The 21612-nt window shown below is 60.3% G+C and carries 19 protein-coding genes and 2 pseudogenes; 8 read left to right on the forward strand and 13 right to left on the reverse strand.

The genetic code is table 11. From position 1 onward, the window contains the following. Positions 1 to 214: 214 nt before the first annotated feature. From ACVIW0_RS35235 to ACVIW0_RS35250, 4 genes are read right to left on the reverse strand one after another with little or no spacing between them, the layout of a single operon-like run. The gene (locus ACVIW0_RS35235; RefSeq protein ID WP_461356528.1) at positions 215 to 1843 is read right to left on the reverse strand and encodes a type I restriction-modification system subunit M; all 1629 of its coding nucleotides are present in this window, start codon (positions 1841 to 1843) and stop codon (positions 215 to 217) included. Continuing rightward, a complete protein-coding gene (locus tag ACVIW0_RS35240; protein WP_461356529.1) occupies positions 1840 to 2988 on the reverse strand; it encodes an anticodon nuclease in 1149 nt (382 codons plus the stop codon). Before ACVIW0_RS35240 ends, ACVIW0_RS35235 begins: the two co-directional genes overlap by 4 nt. Then, the gene (locus ACVIW0_RS35245; protein WP_461356530.1) at positions 2985 to 4232 is read right to left on the reverse strand and encodes a restriction endonuclease subunit S; all 1248 of its coding nucleotides are present in this window, start codon (positions 4230 to 4232) and stop codon (positions 2985 to 2987) included. Before ACVIW0_RS35245 ends, ACVIW0_RS35240 begins: the two co-directional genes overlap by 4 nt. Next, positions 4229 to 7264, reverse strand: coding sequence for a type I restriction endonuclease subunit R (locus ACVIW0_RS35250; RefSeq protein WP_461356531.1), 3036 nt, complete (start codon positions 7262 to 7264; stop codon positions 4229 to 4231). The genes ACVIW0_RS35245 and ACVIW0_RS35250 overlap by 4 nt, the downstream gene beginning before the upstream one ends. Positions 7265 to 7969: 705 nt before the next feature. Between ACVIW0_RS35250 and ACVIW0_RS35255 the strand changes: the two genes are divergently transcribed. The 4 genes and pseudogenes from ACVIW0_RS35255 (at position 7970) to ACVIW0_RS35270 (ending at position 12012) form a co-directional block, all read left to right on the forward strand. Beyond that, positions 7970 to 10582, forward strand: coding sequence for an AAA family ATPase (locus tag ACVIW0_RS35255; RefSeq protein WP_461356532.1), 2613 nt, complete (start codon positions 7970 to 7972; stop codon positions 10580 to 10582). Between the two features lie 467 nt (positions 10583 to 11049). Further along, the gene (locus tag ACVIW0_RS35260; protein WP_461356533.1) at positions 11050 to 11391 is read left to right on the forward strand and encodes a hypothetical protein; all 342 of its coding nucleotides are present in this window, start codon (positions 11050 to 11052) and stop codon (positions 11389 to 11391) included. A 28-nt stretch (positions 11392 to 11419) separates the two neighbouring features. Beyond that, positions 11420 to 11575: pseudogene (locus tag ACVIW0_RS35265) on the forward strand (SOS response-associated peptidase); the annotation flags it as partial. A 182-nt stretch (positions 11576 to 11757) separates the two neighbouring features. Beyond that, on the forward strand, positions 11758 to 12012 hold the full coding sequence (locus ACVIW0_RS35270) for a hypothetical protein (protein ID WP_461356534.1): 255 nt from the start codon (positions 11758 to 11760) through the stop codon (positions 12010 to 12012). On the opposite strand, the gene ACVIW0_RS35275 is transcribed toward ACVIW0_RS35270, so the two are convergent. From ACVIW0_RS35275 to ACVIW0_RS35290, 4 genes are all read right to left on the reverse strand, one after another. Further along, on the reverse strand, positions 12013 to 12252 hold the full coding sequence (locus ACVIW0_RS35275; protein WP_461356535.1) for a hypothetical protein: 240 nt from the start codon (positions 12250 to 12252) through the stop codon (positions 12013 to 12015). Continuing rightward, positions 12249 to 12659, reverse strand: coding sequence for a hypothetical protein (locus ACVIW0_RS35280; RefSeq protein ID WP_461356536.1), 411 nt, complete (start codon positions 12657 to 12659; stop codon positions 12249 to 12251). The genes ACVIW0_RS35275 and ACVIW0_RS35280 overlap by 4 nt, the downstream gene beginning before the upstream one ends. A gap of 16 nt (positions 12660 to 12675) precedes the next feature. Then, positions 12676 to 12996, reverse strand: a complete 321-nt coding sequence (locus tag ACVIW0_RS35285; RefSeq protein ID WP_461356537.1) for a hypothetical protein — start codon at positions 12994 to 12996, stop codon at positions 12676 to 12678. An 85-nt stretch (positions 12997 to 13081) separates the two neighbouring features. Continuing rightward, positions 13082 to 13537, reverse strand: a complete 456-nt coding sequence (locus tag ACVIW0_RS35290; protein WP_461356538.1) for an Hsp20 family protein — start codon at positions 13535 to 13537, stop codon at positions 13082 to 13084. 329 nt (positions 13538 to 13866) lie between these two features. On the opposite strand from ACVIW0_RS35290, the gene ACVIW0_RS35295 reads away from it, so the two are divergent. After that, positions 13867 to 14901: a sensor histidine kinase gene (locus ACVIW0_RS35295; RefSeq protein ID WP_461356539.1), complete on the forward strand. Its 1035-nt coding sequence runs from the start codon at positions 13867 to 13869 to the stop codon at positions 14899 to 14901. 649 nt (positions 14902 to 15550) lie between these two features. On the opposite strand, the gene ACVIW0_RS35300 is transcribed toward ACVIW0_RS35295, so the two are convergent. Next, positions 15551 to 16153 carry a cell envelope biogenesis protein TolA gene (locus tag ACVIW0_RS35300; RefSeq protein ID WP_461356540.1) on the reverse strand — a complete coding sequence of 201 codons (603 nt, stop codon included), beginning with the start codon at positions 16151 to 16153 and terminating at the stop codon, positions 15551 to 15553. Positions 16154 to 16520: 367 nt separating this feature from the next. After that, positions 16521 to 17672 carry a DUF1236 domain-containing protein gene (locus ACVIW0_RS35305; protein WP_461356541.1) on the reverse strand — a complete coding sequence of 384 codons (1152 nt, stop codon included), beginning with the start codon at positions 17670 to 17672 and terminating at the stop codon, positions 16521 to 16523. 216 nt (positions 17673 to 17888) lie between these two features. Here ACVIW0_RS35305 and ACVIW0_RS35310 point away from each other — a divergent pair, with 216 nt between their 5' ends. Continuing rightward, entirely contained in the window at positions 17889 to 18116 is a 228-nt protein-coding gene (locus tag ACVIW0_RS35310; RefSeq protein ID WP_057746595.1) for a hypothetical protein, read from the forward strand. Positions 18117 to 18757: 641 nt separating this feature from the next. Here ACVIW0_RS35310 and ACVIW0_RS35315 read toward each other — a convergent pair. Beyond that, positions 18758 to 19160 (reverse strand): annotated as a pseudogene (locus ACVIW0_RS35315) (hypothetical protein). A 97-nt stretch (positions 19161 to 19257) separates the two neighbouring features. Between ACVIW0_RS35315 and ACVIW0_RS35320 the strand changes: the two are divergent. Further along, entirely contained in the window at positions 19258 to 19674 is a 417-nt protein-coding gene (locus tag ACVIW0_RS35320; protein ID WP_461356542.1) for a hypothetical protein, read from the forward strand. A 59-nt stretch (positions 19675 to 19733) separates the two neighbouring features. Here ACVIW0_RS35320 and ACVIW0_RS35325 read toward each other — a convergent pair whose 3' ends face one another. Continuing rightward, positions 19734 to 20156, reverse strand: coding sequence for a hypothetical protein (locus ACVIW0_RS35325; RefSeq protein WP_461356543.1), 423 nt, complete (start codon positions 20154 to 20156; stop codon positions 19734 to 19736). Positions 20157 to 20248: 92 nt separating this feature from the next. Beyond that, positions 20249 to 20593 carry a DUF1236 domain-containing protein gene (locus ACVIW0_RS35330; protein ID WP_461356544.1) on the reverse strand — a complete coding sequence of 115 codons (345 nt, stop codon included), beginning with the start codon at positions 20591 to 20593 and terminating at the stop codon, positions 20249 to 20251. 258 nt (positions 20594 to 20851) lie between these two features. Here ACVIW0_RS35330 and ACVIW0_RS35335 point away from each other — a divergent pair, with 258 nt between their 5' ends. Next, entirely contained in the window at positions 20852 to 21496 is a 645-nt protein-coding gene (locus ACVIW0_RS35335) for a response regulator transcription factor (protein WP_461356545.1), read from the forward strand. The last annotated feature ends 116 nt before the right edge of the window (positions 21497 to 21612 follow it).

Consider the following 21612-nt stretch of genomic DNA (forward strand, 5'->3'; position numbering starts at 1 on the left):
CCCCAGCGGGATTGCTGAGGCCTAGGGCAGACGCAAAAAGGCCCCACTACGGGCGGGGCCTTTGTTCAATTAATTAGCGATGTCTTGACCTATATAGCACATACGCCTCCAAATTTCAAATTTTGATGCCGAGCGAAACGCTCCGCACCCCGACCTGGGACTAAACAGGCTTCGACACCTCGTTATCATTCATCAGTGGGAGGAATCGCTTCGACTACTCCTCACGCCCCGGCAATGGCAACAGTCCCAGCTCCTTCAGGAAGGTGTTGTGCCTCGCCGTTGAGTCCTGAATCTGCTTCTCGATCTCAACTAACTGCCGGCGTGTCGCCGACAGATCGATTGCGATCTCCTGCTTGGCCGTGCTGACATAGCGGGAGATACTCAGGTTGAAGTCGTTGGCCTCAATCTCGTGCATCGCCACGCGTCTGGCGTAGCGGTCAATGTTCTCCGGGCGTTGCTGGTAGGTGGTGATGATATTCTCGATATGCGCATCCGATAGGTAATTCTGTCGCTTGCCTCTTTCGAAATGCTCGGACGCGTTGATGAATAGGATATCATCGGGCTTCTTGCACTTCTTTAGGACGAGGATGCAGACAGGGATGCCGGTCGAGTAAAACAGGTTCGCCGGCAACCCGATGACGGTGTCGATGTGGCCGTCGTCGACCAGCTTCTTACGAATGACTGCCTCCGCTCCACCGCGGAATAGCACACCGTGTGGCAGAATGACCGACATCACGCCGTCATCTTTTAGATAGTGAAACCCGTGCAACAGGAAGGCGAAGTCCGCAGCAGACCTCGGGGCCAGCCCATAGTTCTTGAAGCGGATATCCTCGCTCAACGTTTCGTTTGGGTCCCAGCGGTAGCTGAACGGCGGGTTAGCGACGACCGCATCGAAGTAGGGCTTCTTTGCCGGGTTAGGCTCGCGGAGCATGTCCCAGTCGTTCGTGAGCGTGTCGCCGTGGTAAATCTCGAACTCCGAGTCCTTCACCCCGTGCAGCAGCATGTTCATTCGCGCGAGGTTGTACGTGGTGATGTTCTTCTCCTGCCCGTAGATCTTGCCGATACCGTGCTGGCCCATGCGCTTGCGGACGTTCAGCAGCAGCGAGCCCGAGCCGCAGGTGAAGTCCATCACACTGGCGAGGTGCTTACGCTTGCCGGTCTTCGGCTCCTGGCTATCGAGCGTAACGATCGCGGAGAGGATGTCCGAGATCCGCTGTGGCGTGTAGAACTCTCCGGCCTTCTTGCCTGAACCCGCGGCGAACTGGCCAATCAGGTACTCGTAGGCATCTCCTAGAGTATCGTTGTCCGGGGAGAACTCCGCGAGACCCTCGACTATCTTGGTGATGATTGTGCAGAGTTTCGCGTTCCGGTCAGTATAGGTCTTGCCTAGCTTGTCGGAGCCGAGATTGATCTCCGAGAAAAGCCCTGAGAACGTGCTCTGGAACGATTCGTTCTCGATGTATTTGAAGCCGGCCTGGAGCATGTTGAGCAGTTCGCCGTCCTGGGTGCGGGCCATGTGGGCGATGCTGGCCCAGAGATGCTCGGGGCGGATTACGTAATGAGCTTTAAGCCGCATCTGCTTCTCGAAGGCTGGCACATCGCTGAGGTTCTGCTCATACCAGACCGACAGGGAGGACCGCCCGCCGTTGCTGATGGCGCTCGGGTCAGGATAGTCGCGGCCAAGCTCCTTTTTCGCGGCCTGCTCGTAGTTGTCCGAGAGATAGCGAAGAAACAGGAACGCGAGCATGTAGTCACGAAAGTCGTCTGCGTTCATCGCTCCGCGGAGCTGATCAGCGATGGCCCAGAGCGTCTTGCCGAGCTGCTTTTGGTCTTGGTCGGTCATGAATTGACTCTCTGCGGGGCGACGTCGGGATCAAGTTCGGGAAGAGCAAACTGGAAACGGTCAAGAACATCATTAAGAATTCTGCGGAACAACTCTTTATTGTCATCTACCATCTCGACCGGTTCGTTGATTGCGTACTTGCCATGGCTGAGCAGATTCAGAGCCCGGTTGTAGAGAGCTTCGTCCTGTAGCCCGGACAGGCAGATTCGGAGGTCGTCGTGGCCGAGGAAGCTCGCCGTCTTCTCCAAGATGCTGCGCAGGGCGTTGAAGTGGTACGTGTAAAGGGTTCCTGCCTCCAAACACTTCCGAAGCTCAGCAAGAGTCGCCACATGTTGAAAGTAGGGCGTATCTCCAGTGGCTCGTAGGGTGAACACTCCCTCGGAGTTCGGTCGGTGCAGAAAGTATCGTTTAATGATTACCTTCTCTTGATCTTCCCTTGTCCGTCCAAGCTCGTTGCACATGACGTTGAAGAATAATGCGTGGTGAGACGAGAAGACCGTTCTAAGCGGATCTCGCTCGCCGTTAGCGCTTCGGCGAGTCGCGGCTTTGCGAACAAGTGCCGCTAGGTCACAGGCAACAGCGATGGCATTGTTGTCGTCAAGCGACGAGATGGGGTCATCGATGTACAGGTGCTTCACCCACTGATACGAGGGGTGGCCATCAATGACCCGCTCGCAGATCGCCATGAACATGCACCAGATGAAGATTTTTTCCTCCCCACGGGAGATCTTGATTTGCTCTTCATCACCTTTGCGAAAATTCACCATCCACTTTTTGTAGTCGATGTCAAAATCGAAATCGGCGTAGCGCGATAGGTAGCCCGCGATGGCCTCGTCCAGCGCAAGTTCAGTAAGACCACTAGTGAACGATGAGCTCTCGTTGATCGTCAGATGCCGATCCGCGTCCCCATCAAGATCGTTATGCCAGACAAAGAGGTCCTCAGTATACGCATTGAAGTAAAGAGTATCCGGCGCCCCTCGGCTTTTTCTCTTCCCCTGATCCTTGAATTCCATCGACAGACGCGTCTTCCCCGTTCGATTATAAGCGTAGAGTAAGACGCAGTGGAAATCATTGATGTCGCTACGGAGCCTTTGCGCGAGAGTCGTCAAATTCTTGAACCGATGGATTTTCGGCGTCCCGCTCATTGTTCAACCCCATCAAGCGATGGGAACAGCTGCTGCATCAGGCCATCCTTGTGCTCTTTTAGGACACTGAGCTTCTGCACTTGCGCGGCGAGCCCGGCATCGACAACAGAGAGGCAATCGCCGATACGTTGCTGCTCTGATGTCTCACTCGGGATAAGCACGCGATACGGAATGATGTGCTTGTTATTGATCTGCGGGATACTTGAGGTATCCGCAATCTGGGCCAACCCGACACGGACAATATAGTAGTATAGGAACTCTGTTGCCGCTGTGTCGTGAGGCGTTAGTGCCATCAAGTTCGTGTCGATCAGCATCTCTGCCGCGGTAACCCTGATCTTGTTATTTTCGATAGCTGCACCGCGCTTGGGAAACAGAATCGAACCACCTGGCACCGCATCTCGAACGTCATCGCAATACTCTCTGCCGTAGACTTGATATTTCGTGCAGTTGTTCAGATCCTCGACTTTGACGAAGGCACAGTTGCCTTGAGAGAATAGCGTATACTGAGACGGGCTTTTGCCGCTCACTATTGTGACCATGTCTCCAAGCCTCTCCTCTTTCCACACAGGCGAGTCCTTAAACTCGGGGAAGCGAAGACGAGGCACGGTCTCGCCAGGCAGAGGGAAGAGCTGCTGCATCAACCCTTGCTTGTGTTGCTGCAGGGTTTCGAGCTTCCGGTCCTCGGCCGCGATTAGGTCATCCAACGAGCTGAGGCAGTCGGCGATCTTCTGTTGCTCTTGCGATGCTGGAGTTGGGATAGGCATCCGCATCAGGTCGTCGGAGGTGATAGCCATGCGGTCATGTCGAGCGCCGCTGTTGGACACCAGCCGCAGATACCCGTGCCAGTGGGACGACTTGAAATAGTGAGCGAAGAAATCGTTGGCGTCGTTCCGGAAGCGGAAAACTGTGTAGAGGGGGGACATGACGCCTGTTCCCAGCCGGTTCTTGGAGATGGGTCCGACGGGAGCGGCAGAAGAGGTGCGGGGATTGTAGACGTAGTCGCCAGTTTCAACGATATAGTAGTTGTCTGTGTTCGTAGCGATGTCCTTGTCGAAGTACTCCCGCTGATCGACAATACCGTATTCTGCAGAGTTGGTCAGGGCCCTAAGCTCAGCACCGCGAGTGCTTCGCTGCGTGACTCGGTTCGCCAACTTCATCAGGGCGGTGCACTCCCAAGGCGGATCATCAACGAACTCTGCGAATCGCAGCTTCGGCACAAGGTGGGGTGGCGTATCGACGGTCATCGCACATCCCCGTGCTCGTAGGCGTTAAGTCCCGAAATGTCCCGGCCGTGGGCCCGCTTGTTTAGGAGCGGAACGAGGTCGACCATGAGGGCAAGTTCGCGCTCGCGGCGTTCACGCCAACCGAGGTTGAGTGGCTCCATCAAGTCAGTGAGTTGTTCTCCATCGAAGATCATTCGCTGTAGGATGGTCTCGACGAAGGCCGCGAGGGTCTCGGTGGCTAGGCCGTGGGCCTGAGCAAGGTTGGCGATCTCCTTGGCCTGCTTCTCGGCCTTGAATTGCTGGTAACCGGCGCGGATAGCGGCCTCGTCGAGGCCTTCGCCCTCGTTGAGTGAGAGGACGTACTCGGTGATCTCCTCCCGCTCATCGAGAAACTTAGCGTCAGACTGGATCAGCCCGATGAGCTGCTCGCGGCTGATTTGGACCTTCTTGGGATCCTGTCCGGAGTACTTGGCGATCAGCTTCATGATGTAGTCGTAGTCGATGACGGCGGACGCGAAGAGGACGAACTCGAAGTCAAGCTGGTCGACCTCGGGGTTGGCAGGCTCGCCGTCCTTTCCAGGCGTGCCCCGTTGCTCCTTGAGGCGCTGGGCAGTTTCGAGATAAACGCCGCGGAAGGCGCGGAGGTCGTCTTTGGGAAGCGCCTGCTCGACCTGCTCCCGCTGATCGTCGGTGAGGTCGGTGTACTGGTCCAGCTGCGTCTGGAGGCGCTGGACCTCCTTGAAGCGCTTGATGAACTGACCACGAGCGTCGTCGCCCATCAGATTGTTCACCTGGTCAGGCTTGGCTTCGAGACCCTGCGACTGCATGAACTCGCCGAGTGCAGAGACCGCCTGCTTGAAGTTTTCAATGACAACGGGCCCCTTGTCGACCAGCCAAATCTCGCGGGCCCGATCGGGCTGGGCGCCGGAGAAGAGAGCGATGGCGGCATCGACGCTGTCCTGCTGATTGCGAAAATCGAGAATGTGCCCGTAGGGCTTGGTCGCGTTGAGAACACGGTTGGTGCGGGAGAATGCCTGGATCAGGCCGTGGTGCTTGAGGTTCTTGTCGACATAAAGCGCGTTAAGATACTTGGCGTCGAAGCCGGTGAGAAGCATGTCTACGACGATGGTGACGTCTATTTTTTCCCGTCCTTTGCCAGGCAGGTCGCGGTTGGGGAACTGCTGATCCTTGATGCGCTGCTGGACGTCTTGGTAGTAGAGGTCGAAGTTGTTGATGTCGTGGTTCGTGCCATACTGCTGGTTGTAGTCAGCGACGATGGCTTTGAGCGCGGCTTTCTTTCCCTCGGGGTCGTGCCGGTTGTCCTCCTTCTCCTGAGGGAGATCTTCCTGGATCTGCTGCACGTCCTTGTTGCCCTCAGCAGGCGGCGAGAAGACAGCGGCGATCTTGAGAGGGACAAACTGGGGATCGGCGGCCTGGCGCTCGGCCTGGAGCGTCTTGAAGACCTCGAAATACTCGATAGCGTCATTGATCGAGGCGGTAGCGAGCAATGCATTGAAGCGTCGGCCTCCGGTTGCGGCATCGTGCTTATCGAGAATCGCTTGGGCGACCGCCTGCTTCGTGAGAGCCTGGCCCGGCTTGAAGGCAGAGGCGTCCTTGGGCTTGTAGTAATCGACGTGGAACCGGAGGACATTCCGGTCCTCAATCGCGTGAGTGATGGTGTAGGCGTGAAGTTCTTTCTGGAAAAGATCCTTGGTCGTTCGAAGGGTGGCGACGTCTCCTTCGATCTGCTTAACCGTCGCGTTGTCCTCGAAGATCGGGGTGCCAGTGAAGCCGAAGAGCTGCGAGTTCGGGAAGAACTCTTTGATGGCCTTGTGGTTCTCGCCAAACTGAGACCGGTGACACTCGTCGAAAATGAAGACCATCCGTTTGTCTCTAAGCTGCTCGAGCCGCTGCTTAAACGTTGACCGTCCCTGAGCAATGTTCTGCCTGTTGTGCTTGCTGTTCTCGTCGAGGGCGAGCCCAAGCTTTTGGATGGTCGTGACGATGACCTTGTCCGCGTAGTCGTCGGACTGGAGGCGGCGGACGAGCGCAGCGGTGTTGGTATTTTCCTCGACGCAGTTCTCTTGGAAACGGTTGAACTCCTCGCGGGTCTGGCGGTCGAGGTCCTTGCGGTCGACGACGAAGAGGCACTTGTGGATGCTCTCGTTGGTCTTGAGGAGCGTCGAGGCCTTGAAGGAGGTGAGCGTCTTGCCCGAGCCGGTCGTGTGCCAGATATACCCGTTGCCGCAGTTCTGATCGATGCAGTCAACGATCGCCTTCACGGCGTAGATTTGGTACGGGCGCATCATCAGGAGCTTCTGCTCGCTCGCGATGAGGACCATGTACTTGCTGATCATCTGGCCAAGCGTGCACTTAGCGAGGAACCGATCGGCGAAGTCGTCGAGGTGAGTGATCTTCGTATTGTCCTCGGCCGCGAACTGATAGATCGGCAGGAACCGCTCGTCCGCGTCGAAGGCGAAGTGTCGTGCGTTGTTGTTGACGAAGTACCAGGTGTCAGTGCGGTTGCTGACAACGAAGAGTTGGAGGAAGCAGAGAAGCGTCTTGGTGTACCCGTTGCCGGGGTCGTTCTTGTAGTCGACGATCTGCTCCATCGCCCGCCGGGGGCTGATACCGAGTGTCTTTAGCTCGATCTGAACGACGGGTACGCCGTTGATCAGGAGTATGACGTCGTAGCGGTGATGGCTGTTGTCCGTGTTAATGCGGAGCTGATTGACAACCTCAAAGACGTTCTTGCACCAGTCCTTGATGTTGACGAGGGTATAGTTCAGCGGTGTGCCGTCGTCGCGAATGAAGGCTTCCCGGTTCCGGAGAGATCGGGCGGCTTCGTACACGTCCGGTGTCACGATCTCGTCCAGGAGTCGCTGGAACTCGCCGTCGGTGAGTGTGACACGATTTAGGGTTTCGAATTTTGCCCTGAAGTTTGCTTCAAGCGTGACTCGATCGCGGATATCGGGGCGATACTCATACTTGAGGTCCCGTAGCTTCGTGACAAGCGCCTCTTCCAGTTGGCGTTCGGGTGCGATCATCGCCATCGCAGCAACTCACTCTTCATTGGATCTATTGAACGCGTCCGACTGCCCGGAGTGAACTGCGAACGCGAGTTGGAGTTGATGACGCGGATGAACGCGATCTCGCTCTCTATGGCTTGATCCATCATTCTGCCTTTCCGGTAGGCGGCTATCGAACGTGGCCTATCAAAATCTTCAGCCGCTCGCACCCCTCGACCGGCAATTACCATCACAATGGGTCGTCCATGCTGGAGACTGCCACCAGTTGGCACGGCCATGTCGATCGGTCGGGAATTTCGCGTGGTCCGCGCTCAAGATCTGCGGTTGATTCGCCGCCAATGCTCTACCGTTTTGGGCAATTTGACCAAAAAAACAAGGGGTCCGGGTTTTCAGTGCCGAGCCATTCCTCAAATCTGCACGTATTTCGGTCATAAGGCGACATGAGCGAGCGCCAGGAAGCGTGCGCTGCGGCTCATGAGCGTCGATAACGATCAAATGAGCCAACTTCCGCTTTCGGTCAGGACAGCGCCAAGAGGACCGCATAGGCCGTGCACCCCCTTTGTCGGCGGAGACACGAACGCCGTGCAGGACGTGACTAGCTACCTCATTCCTACTCGCGAACCGGCGTGGCCATTCCAAGGAATCGGAAACTCGATTAACCTCACGATGCACCTTCCGATTCCTGCAACCTTTTTGGCGGGCGTGCGGCGCCCCTGATGGTCCTTACTCATGCCCGATTTTTCGACCAGCGAAGCGACGGTACTCGCTGGCCTCGTCAAATGGTCGGAAGAATGTCCCGACTGGCAACGTGACGCGCTACGCCGCCTTTGTGCGGTCCCCGATCTCGACGACGCGGACCTAACCGAACTTCTCGCGATCTGCAAAGGCGACGCCGCGGGCAGACCACTGGACGCCTCCCATGTGAAGGCCATCGCCGCGGGTAATCCAGTCGTGACGCTCAGACATGTCCGCGACGTCAAGCACGTCAACGCCCTCGCGGAAGACGAGAGGCTGACCTTCACCAAAAGCGGGCTGACGGTTGTCTACGGCGACAACGGCTCGGGTAAATCGGGCTATGCGCGCATCCTGAAGCAGATGTGCCGAGCACGCCTCGGAAGCCGAAGCGAGGCCGTCCTTCCAAACATCTACGATCCGAATCCGGGAACGCCGACGGCAACCGTCGACTTCGCTGTGAACAATCAGAACGCCTCGTCGACGTGGGTCGCTGGAAATCCGGCTGATCCGGTATTATCCGCCGTCAGCGTCTTCGACAGCCGGACGGCAAGCGTGCACGTCGACGTGGTCAATGATGTCGCCTACACGCCTTTCCCTCTGCGGATTCTGGGACAACTCGCCAAAACGTGTCAGGACCTACGCGCAAAGCTTGAGGAGGACGTCAAGAGGATCGAGGCTCAGACACCTCAGGTGATAAGGCAGCCGCCCTGCCGGCCCGATTCTGAAGTCGCTAAATTGCTCGCTCTCGCCCGTCTCGGTAGGTGTACGCCCGCACAGGTCCAGAAGCTTGCAAGGCTCGACCCTGCAGAAAGCGAACGACTGACGCAGCTCAATAGTGATCTAGCGAGCGATCCGATCAAGGCTGGCCGTCAACTGAACGCGCAGCGGGAAAGAATCGAAGCTCTGGGACTGCGAACTGCAGCGCTCGCCGAGGCTGTCTCTCGGGAGAAAGCCGAGGCGCTGAATGCGGCCGCCGAAGCATATGCAGTCGCACGCGAGGCGGCCGCCGCCGCCTCCTCGGCTCTCTTCGCGGCCGAACCGTTGCCCAACATTGGCTCCGACGCCTGGCGGGCACTGTGGCAAGCGGCCCGTCGATATTCCGAGACAGAAGCATATCCGGGAAAGCCGTTTCCCGTCGCCAGTTCGCCCGGCGTCTGCGTACTATGCCAACAGGAGATCGGCAGCGAGGCAGGTTCTCGACTAAAGCGCTTCGAGGAGTTCATCAAGAACGAAAGCCAACGCCGCGAGAGCGATGCGAAAGATGCCTACGACACCAGCGTTAACGCGATTATCACTGCGCGAGTATTGCCATCGGAGTGGAAGGAGGCGACCAAGTTCGTAGCCAACGAGCTTGGCGACGAAGTCTTGGCAGCAGCTTTTCGCCGGTCGATCGTGATCAATTCGTGGAGCATGCGGCAGATCACTCGCGATAACGGTCGAAATGGTCATCGCGGCGTCGAACCTCCTCCCGTCGATATCGTGACGGCGAAGCTCGCGGATATATCCGCTCGGGTGGCGGTCATGACGGCAGAAGCGGATTCGCCCGAGCGTCGCGGCATGACCGCGGAGTGCAACGCCCTTGCAGACCGGAATTGGCTCGCGACCGTCGAAGCGGACGCTCTCGCCGAGATCGACCGCGCCAAGCAGATCGCCGCGCTCAAAGCCGCGGTCCAGGACACGGCGACAACGAAGATAACGCTCAAGAGTACGGAGGTCGCCGAGTCGCTCGTCACGAATGCGTTGAGGGCACAGTTCGCGAGGGAAATCGGACGGATCGGCGTGGCACCTCTAGCGATCGAGTTGAAGCGCGAAAAAAGCCTGCACGGAGTACCGCGCTTCAAGGTGACGTTGACACGGAAGCCCACAGCTGGAGTCGGCACGGTCCTGAGCGAGGGTGAATACCGATGCGTGGCGCTCGCGGCGTTCCTGGCCGAGTTAGCCACCAGCGACAGCCGGTCGACGATCGTCTTCGATGATCCCGTATCATCGCTCGATCACATGCACCGCACCAGCGTCGCGAAGCGGTTGGCCGAGGAGGCGGTCCATCGCCAGACAATCGTGTTCACTCACGACATCGCGTTCCTGTTCATGCTGGACGAGGCGTGCGGCGACCTCGACCCGAAGCCGACAATGACGGTCAAGTCCATCAGCCGCGGCCTCGACAACACAGGCTTCTGCAGCGCTGAGCCACCTCTGCGGGCGAAACCTCTCGCATTGGTCATCGACGGCATGCAACATCGCTTGGACAACGAGCGGATCAAGCACGACCGCGGTAATCAAGCAGAATGGGAAATCTCGGTGCGCTCCTTCCAGGAGCAGCTTCGGACCTCGTGGGAGAGAGCGGTCGAAGACGCCGTAGGCCCCGTCTTGCGACGACTTTCAAACAAGGTTTCGACTGATGGACTGGTGAAGTTAACCTCTATCACCGTTAAGGATTGCGAAGAGGTCCGCGACGCCTTCGGCAGGTGCTCGGCACTTCTACACAGCGAAGCGCGGGGGCTGAATACGCCCTTGCCCACACCCGACGTAGTTCAGGCAGAGATCATAGCCTTGAGGACCTGGGTAGAGACAATGGCGCTGAAGCAGAAGGCCATCAAGCCGGTTTGACGGGGTCCAGAGGGTCGGCGTCGCTCGCGACGGCTGGAGAAGGCGGTCACAGCGGTTCGGCGATGTAGTCGGCAGACCGCCTGCGATTGGGCATGGACTTGAAGTGCCGCTCCCGGGTGTTCTGCGCCCGCCAAATCCGAGTACCCGATTGTGTTATCGTCGCTGTCGAGCCACCGGAGATCGCTGCCAGTGAAAATTATCATGACATTGTCTGCACGCGGCGTCCTGGTTGTATGGTAACATGGATGCGAAAACGTCACACAAGAGTGCCACACAGAAGCAGATCGCCGGACCGAAAAACACAATAATATCAACGCGAAGCTGGATTGAGGGCTCAGTTCAAGCCTGCCTGGCAACCGGCTGTCCGAGCCTGCGTCAATACATTGACCAATGACAGGTGTCGCTACTTCCTCCTTTCCCTAGCCCTCGCGACTTCCCCGAGTTCGATTCGGCGCGATTATGACTAAATGTCCCCGCGCATCATTCCGATCCCGCTCTCCGGCGACCTGAGAAAGGCCCAAGCTAAGGGCGTTCGTCATGCAGACGGGCTGCACGATACCTACTTCGAGCAATCGAAGCTGATCCGCAGTGCAGCGGAAGCCAAGATCCGCGAAGCTGATAGGCTGGAATGCGAGGCTTGGAATGCACTGATGTGGGCATGGACGACTGGTGAAATGCGCCCGATCATCGAACGATCGGCAAGGCCATCAACGGCGGATACGATCTGCTTGAGGCCAAGTGCCGTTGCCGGCGGCTTTCACTGGTTTCACTGCGTGATATTAGGCGGCCCGCGCGGACGCCGATCTTGATGCTTGAGGATGCACTGTTCTGCCATCCGAAGCGATGCCTGTGATTTTGACGACGTCCCAAGAGGTCGAGACCTAGATGACTGCGCCCACGGGCGAAGCGCTGAAGCTGCAGCGGCCGCTTCCGGATGGGGCGTTAAGAATCGTCACGCGCGGCGTGAAGGAGGATCCTGCGCCGGCGCGCTGACGCAGGCGCTTCGTCAGGCGGTCCTCAATCTGCTATGAGTCTTCTACTTCTGGTCGAAGGCTCTGACGAGGGCGGAACACGGTGGACAGGCTCCAGCCCTGCCGATCGCGAATCCCTGCTGCGTGCTAACTGCGCGGAACGAGCAGCTGGCGAAAGGATTCGTCCAGGCAGGAGCGATCTCAATGCTGATGACGAAGGAACGACGGCCGGCGATTCGGACGCTGAGAGGGTGGGCCATCCAAGTGCTGCAGGAAGCCGGCGCGACTCACGAATGCGAGGAGCACGGCTGGGCGAAGGACCGAGCCGACCCTCATGCACGCGAGCGAGCCTTCGAGATCGCCCGCCAGGATCCGCCGCCCGGCGCCTCGCCTGGCGAGGCGCAAGCCGAGGTCCGCAGCGTGTTGGACTCGATCGGCGACACCTGTCCGGAATGCTGATCAGCCCGAGTCGGCGGCCCTGGCGTCGCCGGCGGACATCGCACGAGATGCACTAGAGCATAGCAGCATGAACAGCGCCCGCCCCGCCTTGTACCTTGCGCCCGCACGGCTGCACTCGGAGCCGGTTATCACGGCTTCCCCTTCGTGCCCACAGACGGCCCACTTCCACCGCCCGCGCCCGCGCTGCTTCAACACGATGTCGTAGCCCGGATAGCGGTCTTCATCCATGTCGAGCTTCATGCCGCGGACCTCCGTGGCAAGCCGTCTCGAAGCTGGCCCAACAGCCTCTGCTCGCGCTCGATCCGGCTCAGATAAAGTTCCCGCTCCTTCTCGGTCTTTGCGCTCGCAAGCAGCTGCCGGTAGTGGAAGATGACCTTCTCGCTGCCGTAGATCAGCATCTCCCGCATATCGGTCACGGCGCGCCCCCCGTCGTCGCCGGCGAGACTCGGCTCGGGGGCATGGAAAGGGCCATGGGAAACGTCTGGGAAGTCAACGCCTCCAACGCCGAGCTCTCCTCCGACAGACGCCGCTCGACGAACTGGCGCTCGATGTCCGACAAACCCGTCTTTCTTCAGCAGACTGCGATAGCGGTGGATGTTGTTGAGGTGTGCACGGATGCGGGCAAGGTTCTCATCGAGAATCTTCATCGCTCCCATCCTCCTCCTAGGCTGCGGCCCGTTCGACCGGCCACAGTCGCATCGGCTTGCCGCCGGGCGGATGCCGTGGGCCTTCGTCTAGCGCGCAAAGCGCCTCCAGTATCTCGTCGATCGTGACAGGCGCCTTCAGCCCCTCGGGTGCACGCAGCGACGGGCACGATGCGATCGCGGAAGCGTCCGATGCCCACGAAGCCAGGATGGCGCGTTTCTCGGACAGGCTCAGAGTGGAGTGAGAGACTACGTCCAGGGGATGTTCGAAGACCGTACCGGGATGGATGATGGCGTTGAGATCGACAACGTTATCGTGAGAAGCGGTCGTCGGCCGCATGGCTTCCTCCATTTCAAAGACGAGTTTAGGAGATAGCCGCGCGGGAAGACTCGCGCGGCCTGGTCGATAAATCCGAAAGACGACCTCAGGCTGCCCTGGATTCGATCTGCGTCACGTTGCTGGGCGCAGTACCGTTGATCGCGATGCGCCGCGGCTTCATCGCCTCGGGGATCTCCCGCTGGAGGTCGATGACCAGCAGGCCGTTCTCGAAGCTGGCGCCCTTGACCTCGACGTGGTCGGCGAGGGTGAACTGCCGCTTGAAGTTGCGGGCCGAGATGCCGCGGTGCAGGAAGGTCTTGCCCTCCTTCTCGCTCTTGTGGCCCTCCAACGTCAGGACGTTCTGCTCAACCGTCAGCGCGACTTCCTCCGGCGTGAAGCCGGCGAGCGCGACCGAGATCTGGAAGCGGTTCTCGTCGAGACGTTCGATGTTGTAGGGGGGATAGGTTTCCTCACCCGCGCGCTGGGCGGCTTCGGCGAGGTCGAAAAGACGGTCGAAGCCGATGGCCGACCGGAAGAGGGGCGAAAAATCTACAGTGCGCATAGCCAGATCCTCCTAGGAGCAAAATGGTTTCCAGCGGCACCGGACACGGCCGGAGCCCGTCTCAAGTGGCGGGACCCCAAGGGCATCCCGATCGTCGTAGGACGACGCCGAAAAAATTTGGAAGCGAGAGAAAAGTTTCAAGGGCCCGCAGCGATTTTTTTTCGACTCAATTCCGGAGGGTAAATGACCGGTTTTTGCGGGTGCCACGAATGCCCGAGGGGGAAGCCGGCCGTACCTGCCCCGAAAGCCAAGCGGGTCTTTACGCTCGAAAACAATGTGCTAATTTTTTGCCAAGGTACCTTTCAGAGTAGTCGAGAGGGGGTCCTGCCATGCAGCAAGGCGACCCGGCGACGTTGGCCGCAGCGGTGGATTCGGCTTTGGCGCGTCTGCGCGCGTACATCCCTCCGGGATCCCCGAGATCGTATGCCTTCGCTCTGGCCTGCGCTTTGGTCGCCGGTCTTTTCGAGTGTTGGCTTATGTGGCTCGATCAAAATGCCTCGCCGCTCATCGCCTATTACCCAGCCGTGGCTTTCACAGCTCTTCTCGGCGGCATCGGTCCGGCAGTTCTGGTGGCGGTCCTCGGCGCGGTGACCGCCTGGTGGGCCTTCATGCCTCCCGCCTTCAGCTTTGCCCTGGACCGCAACGGAGACCGACTGACCCTCATCGTCTTCGCATTCGTTTCGATGCTCCTGGTGTTGGGAGCCGACCATTTTCGACGCATCGCGAAACGCCTCGAGGACGAAGAGCATCTGCGGAAGTTAGCGGTCCAAGAATTGGCCCACAGACTCAAGAACAAAATCGCGACCATACAGGCGATCGTCAGCGTGCAGCTCAGGGAGCAGCCGCAGGTACGCGACGGCATCCTCAGCCGCCTCGCGGCCCTGACGGCGACGGATCACCTGATAGAGGAAGCTAACGGACAGGGTGCGTTCGTGCATGACATCGCGACGACCGAGTTGGGGCCGTACGTCGCGTCGCGGGTCGTAATCCAAGGACCCGACGTAAGGCTTCCGCCCAAATACGCCTTGACGCTGGCGCTTCTGGTCCACGAGCTTGCGACCAACTCGGCAAAATACGGCTCTCTGTCCGTACCGGGCGGTGTGGTGCTTCTCATCTCGAGGATGGCCGGCACCCTCCTCGAGATCGATTGGCAAGAAAGGGACGGACCGCCGGTCGTCGCTCCCCAAAAACAGGGATTTGGACTCCGGCTCTTGTCGCGCGCACTCGCTCAGTTCGGAGGCGACACTCAACTTCTGTTCGAACCTTCGGGGGTCGTCTGTAAGATGAAGATCAATCTGCCGCCCGACACGGTCGCGGATCGGTCGGGGAACGACCAACGACCTGCAACCGCGGCCACAACCTGACCAACCGCCTGAGGCTGTCGACCGTCCCATATGAAGACAGCGTCCGGCTCAGCGATCCGGTCCGGTGCGCCACCGACGCCGCGATACCCTCGAGCCGCACCAGCGTCACCGACTGCCCGGCATCAGCGAGGCCGCCGAGCGCGCGGCTAGTTCCGCGGTCAGATGGAGAATGTCGGGAAGGAATCCGAACCGGGCGCCTGACGGTCGCGAAACGCCTTGCCTGCATGTCCGTATCTCCAGCGAGATGAGGGCCGAATTCAGTACGATGGTAAGCGGATGGTTCGGTGACGACGCCGTCGCGCTCGCGACGCGACTGCAGGCCATCGAAAACTGGCTTGCGCGGCAAGAGCGGAGCGAGCCAAGCGGAGGACGACGAGCGCAAAACCATCGAACTGATGGCGAAGCGCCTTACGCTCCTCGCGGGAACGTCTCGAGACGTCATCCGGTAGGATGGAGGACAGGTCATGCGCAGGCCGAGCTCGACGTCGCCGGATACTCAATCGGACCAGGTCAGAACGGACGAAGGCAAATGGTCCGCGAAGATATCGTGGGGCAACGGCAGACCGTCGAAAGACTGCTTCGCAAATTGGATCCGCGGGAGACTCTGAAACTGAACTAGGTCTGCCACCTTACCCCGATCGCGCGTCTCCTATTCCCGCGCGCGGCGAAGCGCGTCCTTGAGCTTCTCCCTTTCGGCTTCCCAGCGCGCGTCCTCCGCCTCTATCCGCTTCTCGACCTCACGCCGCTCTGCGTCGAGCGCCACGGACCTTTCTTCGTGCTCCCGTTGCGCGGCGTCCAGCGCCGCCTGGGCTTTCGCGACCAGCTTCTCGCGCTTTGAGCGCTCCTTCTCCCGAACCGCCTCCTCCTTGCGATGTTTGGCGTCGCGGCGCTTCTGCTCGCGCTCGAAAGCCGCAGCGGCCTTTTGCGAACCCTCGACGCTGGCCTTGGGAGCCGCTCGTCGCTTCGGCTCCGGACGGCGGCTCTTCTTGGGCTTGGCTCCTTCGTCCACATCCGGCAGATCGGCATGCTCGGCGAACCGCCCGCTGGAGCCAGCGGGCCGCTTAAGGACCACACCGGGCTTCGCCATGGTCGCGGCGACAACGTCGCGATCCTGGGTCTCCGTTGCTTGTCCCTGGTGGAAGAGGTTGCTACCGGCGCCCCACGCCTCCAGCGCAGCCTTCATGGAAGGCGCGGCGATCGCGAGATCGTAGAAGCCGAGGGAGGTCTTGTAGGTCTTCAGTTTACGCGGCACCGGAGCCCACCTGCGCGACCGTGAAACGTCAGTGTAGCACGCGGCGTAGCATCCAGCAGGTCCGACCGCTACCGGTCGCCTTCGCTTGTTTGCCAATTTGTCGAAAGTTGCTCACCTCCGCTGCGCGTCCGCCAGTAGCGTGAGAATCTTAAGTGACCCCCGCTCCAAGAAGGCGCAGGGCCGTCTCGATCTTTGCGAGCAGCGCCTGGATTTCGGTTCTTTCGTTGGGCCCTGGCTATGCCTCGAGTCGCTCCAAAAGCTGCCTCCTCTGTTCCGTCAGTTTCGCGATCGCAGACATATGGAACCCTCTTGATCGGAAGGGCCGCGCGGGCGGCCCTTCCTTCTCAAACAAGCCCTTTCTGTACGGTCAGTCGATCTCTTCGATGACGCGGCGCTCGCGCGGCTCCACGATGTAGGTGTGACTGTCGCGGTTGATGTACCGGTACTCCCGCAGCGTCGGCGCGTCGCGATAGACTTCCTCGGGGAAAGTCTCGACCTCGACACCCTCGGGCACGCGCTCGCCGGTCCGGATCTCGGTGCGAACCGTGCTGCCGGTGGTCACATGCTTCTCGCGCTCGACCGGGCGCGCCTTCGCGTGCTTTCGGATGACCTCGCGGTCGCGATCGCTGAAGGTGGTCTTGCGCTCCTCGCTGCGGGCGGGCGCGGAAGCCGTGGACCTGCCGGCATACGGTAGCGTGGCGACGATCTTGTAGCTGGAAGGCTCGACGATGACGATCTCATCCTTCACGACGACGAAGTCATAGCCGCGGTATTGCGGGACGATCTCGACGACGTCGGCCGGCAGCTGCTGCAGGCGAACGTCGCGCGGAACGACGGTGCCGACGGACACCGAGAAGTTCACGCTGGTGAGCGGCCTGACGTCGAGACGCGCGATCGACTGGCTGACCCGGGTGCGCTGCTGGTCGTTGATGTTGACCGAAGCGTTCACGTTGGTTGACGAACGGTCGGCGTTGTTCTGCCGGTCGTCGGTTCGCTGCGCGGCATTGGTGGAGTTCGAGCCGGTCTGGTTCTGCTGCGCCTGATTGCTACCCGTCGCCGGCGGATTGGCCGACTGGGTCTGGGTCTGGCCGCTGGACGGCTGGCTGGTCTGGGCCTGGTTCGCTGGCGGATTGGTGGTGTTGGTCTGCGCCTGGCTCGGCGAATTCGAAGACGCCGGCGCCTGCGACGTGTTGGTGTTGGTGTTGGTGTTGCTGCCGGAACCAGTCGACTGACCCGCGGCGCTCTGGTTAGAGCTCGAAGGGGCCTGCGTCTGCGCCGAATTGGTCGACGAAGGATTCGAAGTCTGCGCGGAGCCGGTCGGCGTCGTGCTCGACGTCGACGGACTGGTGCTCGAAGCGGACGGCGAGTTCGCAGTCGAAGGCGTCGAAGTCGACGTCGTAGAATCCTGCTGACGCTGCGCCGACGGGGCGGTTGTCGAAGTGTTGGGCGAAGATTGGGCGAAAGCCGAAGTAGCGATAGCGACGAGGGCGGTGGTCGCCAACAACAGACGCTTGTTCATCTGAACCTCCTGAAACATGGGTGCCCATCAACATTCCATGGTGCCAGCGGTTCCAAGTCGGGAATTAGCGGCAATCCTTCGCCTTGTAGTGTCCGGAAGCGCGAAGCGCTCGCAGAAAAGCGCCTCCACGCTCGTTCCGACTTCGGGAAAAAGAGGAACTTTCCGTTTTGGCTCTCGTTTGCGTGATACTTAGTCGCTAATGGAGGAGAGGACATCATGAAGAAACTGATCGTGTGCGGCGCTCTCGCCGCTTTCGCTCTTGGTACGCAGGCCGCAAGCGCCGCGGAGTTCTACATCGTGCGCGACGCCACCACGAAGAAGTGCACTGTCGTCGACAGCAAGCCGACCACGACCACCACCACGGTCGTCGGCGACGGCGTGTACAAGACCAAGGTCGAGGCGGAATCCGCCGTGAAGACCACGAAGGTCTGCACCGAACAGTAATCGCATCGGGCCGCGAGGCCCTTCCTTAACAACAGAGTAATCGAGGAGAAGATCATGCCCGTCATCTTGTTGTGGGCGGTCCCCGCAGTCATCTTCGTCGGCGGTGCCGGATACTTCCTGGTTCACATGCACTGAACCGGTTGACGCTGGCGCGGCCCGACCGGGAAAAACCCGGCGGGCCGCTTTTCTTTGGATGAACGCATCCCTTTTTTAGCCCTCAACCACGAAGCGCAGCGCCATGACGATCGCGGCGGAGGCGAGGCAGGCCATCGCGAGCAAAGTCCAGTAAGGCCTGGTGCTTCCGCGAGCCATCCGCGCAACGAACGCTTTAATTCCTTTTAGCATTCCTCTCTAGGGAGACGGTCGAGGTACGCTATTCCGAAGCTCGCGAGTTCTTCGGAGTCGCTTCGTCGCTCTTCCCATCTCCTCTGCAGATGACGCTGCAGCAGGCAGCGCCCATCATCTCGCGCATTGACGTCGGGGTGACGCGATCGGTATGCCGTCCACTCGGTTTCCGCAGCCGTCTTCAAAACTACATCATCGAACATGTTCGGGCTCCGGCCGCCGCCGCACTGCTATCGACGCAAACTCCACGCGCAGGCGAAAGTTTCCAGTTTTTCCCGATTTGGTGCGCAGAGCCTTCATACCTGCGCCCTTGCCTTTTCGCGTGCCGCCCGGCGGCGCTGCAGGCGCCTCGCTCGGGCGACCCTCGTCGAGGCGAGGAGCCTCGGAGTGGCCTTCTCCGAGGCGGGGATTTCGGCGGAAGCGCCAAGCTCCGTTTCCGCGTCAACGGGCCTTGCTTCCATGAAGTCGAGCAGGGCGCGTCCCTTGTCGGTGATCCGCCATCCGCCGATCAATCGCTCGACGAGCCCTTGCGAAAAAAGGTCGAGATCGGGAACGCGGGCGGCGAGGCGCCGGGTTCTGTCCGCCCACTCGTGGCCGCTGGTGGCTAGGATGGCCATGTCCCGCTTGAGATCCGCCATGACGGCGAACCCGTCGGGGATAGCTGACGAGGATCTTGAGCACCGTGACCTGGAAGTTCACGCCGTATCCCACTTTGCCTCAAATGTCGCCGCCGCAGCAACTATTGCCTATTTTTCCCGTTAACGGCCGGGGGGCACGCAATGAGAAAGGAATTCCGATGAGGAAGATTGCAATGTCGGCGCTCATGGTCGGCGCCCTCGGTCTGGCTTCGGTGGCCACGACATCTCCCGCCGAAGCTCGCTGGCGGGGCGGTGGCTGGGGCCCAGGCATCGCCGGCGGGCTGGTCGCCGGCGCCGTAATCGGCGGGCTTGCATCCTCGGCGTACGGCTGGGGCCCGGGCTACGGATATTACGGCGGTCCCGGCTACTACGGCGCCAGCTATTACGGAGGCCCGTACGCCTACGATTATGGGTACGACGAACCCTATGGCTGGGGCGGCGGCTACACCAGCACGTACTACAGCGCCCCTGTCTCTTACGGCTACCGCTATCGGCGCGTCGTGCGACCCGCCTACGCCTACTATGGCGGATCCTATCCGGTGGTTCGGCATCGCTGGCATCGTCACCACTGGTGAAGCTGTCGGTCCGACGCAGAAGAGGCCGCGCTGCGTAAGACGCGGCCTCTTCCTTTTCTCTACCACCATTCGGCTGAAAATGTGTCACGCCGGTCGAAGGCAAGCTGTCGCTCGGGTGCTCTTTTTGCCGGCTTAGCAAGGCGCTTGGGGCGTGGATGGCGCGCTGCGGAAACGCGGATCGGCTGCTCTTTCTTGGCCTCCGGAAGAGGCGCTGCGGGCGCGGCGGCCATGGCTTCGCGTACAAGCTGCTGCGGCCGTTCAGTCACCGGGTCCGCCTGCGCGACGGCTGGAACGTCGGACGGTGGACGCGTATCGAACACGATCTTGTCGGGCAGTCTTCTCGCCGAGGCGATCCGGATGATGGTTCTGTCCGGGTCGGTCGCCGCCGCGCGTCCGACGGGAGCCGGCAGGTATCGGTCGGCCGCGAAGAGCAACGCCAGCAGCAGCGCGCCGACGAAAACGAAGTATCGGATGATGGGCATGGACGGCCGCTCGCGGGGAAGGAATCAACACCCGGCGGGCGCCGGATTGATGTCGGGGCGGGCCGCCCATTCGGCGACCCGCCCCGAAGGACTCAGTCGATCTCCTGAACGACCGTGCGGGTCGACGGGTCGACCAGCATCACCCGTTCCCCGGAGTAGACGTAGCGATACCTGGTGAGCGAGGGCCCCCACTCGGCGGGCACGGCCTCGAGCTCCACCTCGCGCGGCACCGGCTGGCCGATCACGATCTTCTCGCGGCTCTCGACCGGGCGGATCTTGTGTTCGGTCACGTAGGTGCGGATCTTCGTGCGGTATTCCGGCTCGATCTGGACCGCAGCGGTGTGACCCGTGCCGGTGGTGGTGACGACCGTGGACTGCGCCATCGCGCCCGTCGAAATTAGCGCGGCAATCGCGCATGTCAGCATCAGCTTCTTCATGAATGTCTCCCTCTCCGCAACAAGCGGCATGCGAGAACACGCGGATGGTGGCAAGGTTCCAGATTTGTGACTGGGCAATTGCCTATTTTTCCCGACTGCATCGCTCGCAGCCTCGGCGTACTGCGGCCGCCGTCGGAGGAAGGAGCGATCCGGAAGATCGGCAGCTTGCGTTCTTAGAGCGCTTCGGTGTTTCCGTTGAGACAAGACGAACCAATGGCGCGTGCCCGGCGTTCCTGTCGCGTGAATCGAGGATCGTCGATGCGGGATAATTCAAAATCCGTCGTGCGGGTGCTGGTCGTTGACGACCATCCTGTCGTCGTGACGGGATGCCGCGCGCTGTTCGCATCGGACCATTCCGTCGAAATCGAGGAGGCCTTCGACGCGAAGACGGGTCATCAGGCGTACCTGCAGCAGCATCCGGACGTGACCGTCGTGGACTTGAGGCTTCCCGATCTGACGGGCTTCGAGCTGACGCGCCGGATCCGCAAGGACGATCCCGCCGCGCGGATCGTCATGCTCAGCGTGAGCGATGATCCGGCCTTCGTGGTGCGCGCCGTCGAAATGGGCATCCAAGGATACGTCTCAAAGAGCGACGATCCCAAGATCCTGTCCGAGGCGATACGGAAGGTTGCAGCGGGCGGGCGCTTCGTATCGCCTCGCTTGGCCGAAGCGACGACCTTCGCCGGCGCTGAGATCAAAGCCAACCCGTTGACACGGATGAACGCGCGCGAACTCGAGATACTTAGGCTGCTGGGGAGAGGTGACAGGATAGCGGAAGTCGCGTCCGAACTCGGCCTCTCCTACAAGACCGTCGCGAACGTCACTTCGGCGCTCAAGACGAAGCTGGGCGCCAAAAGCCACTCGGACCTCGTCAGGGTGGCGGTCGAGATCGACCTGCAATGACCGTGCAGCCGACAGGGCTCGCTTCACGCAACTTGCAAACCTTACTGCACGGCGCTGAGAGCGTTCCAGCATCGGAACATTTGCCATTTTATCCCGTTGGATGGGTCCATTACGAA

This window comes from Bradyrhizobium sp. USDA 4454 (assembly GCF_054822705.1).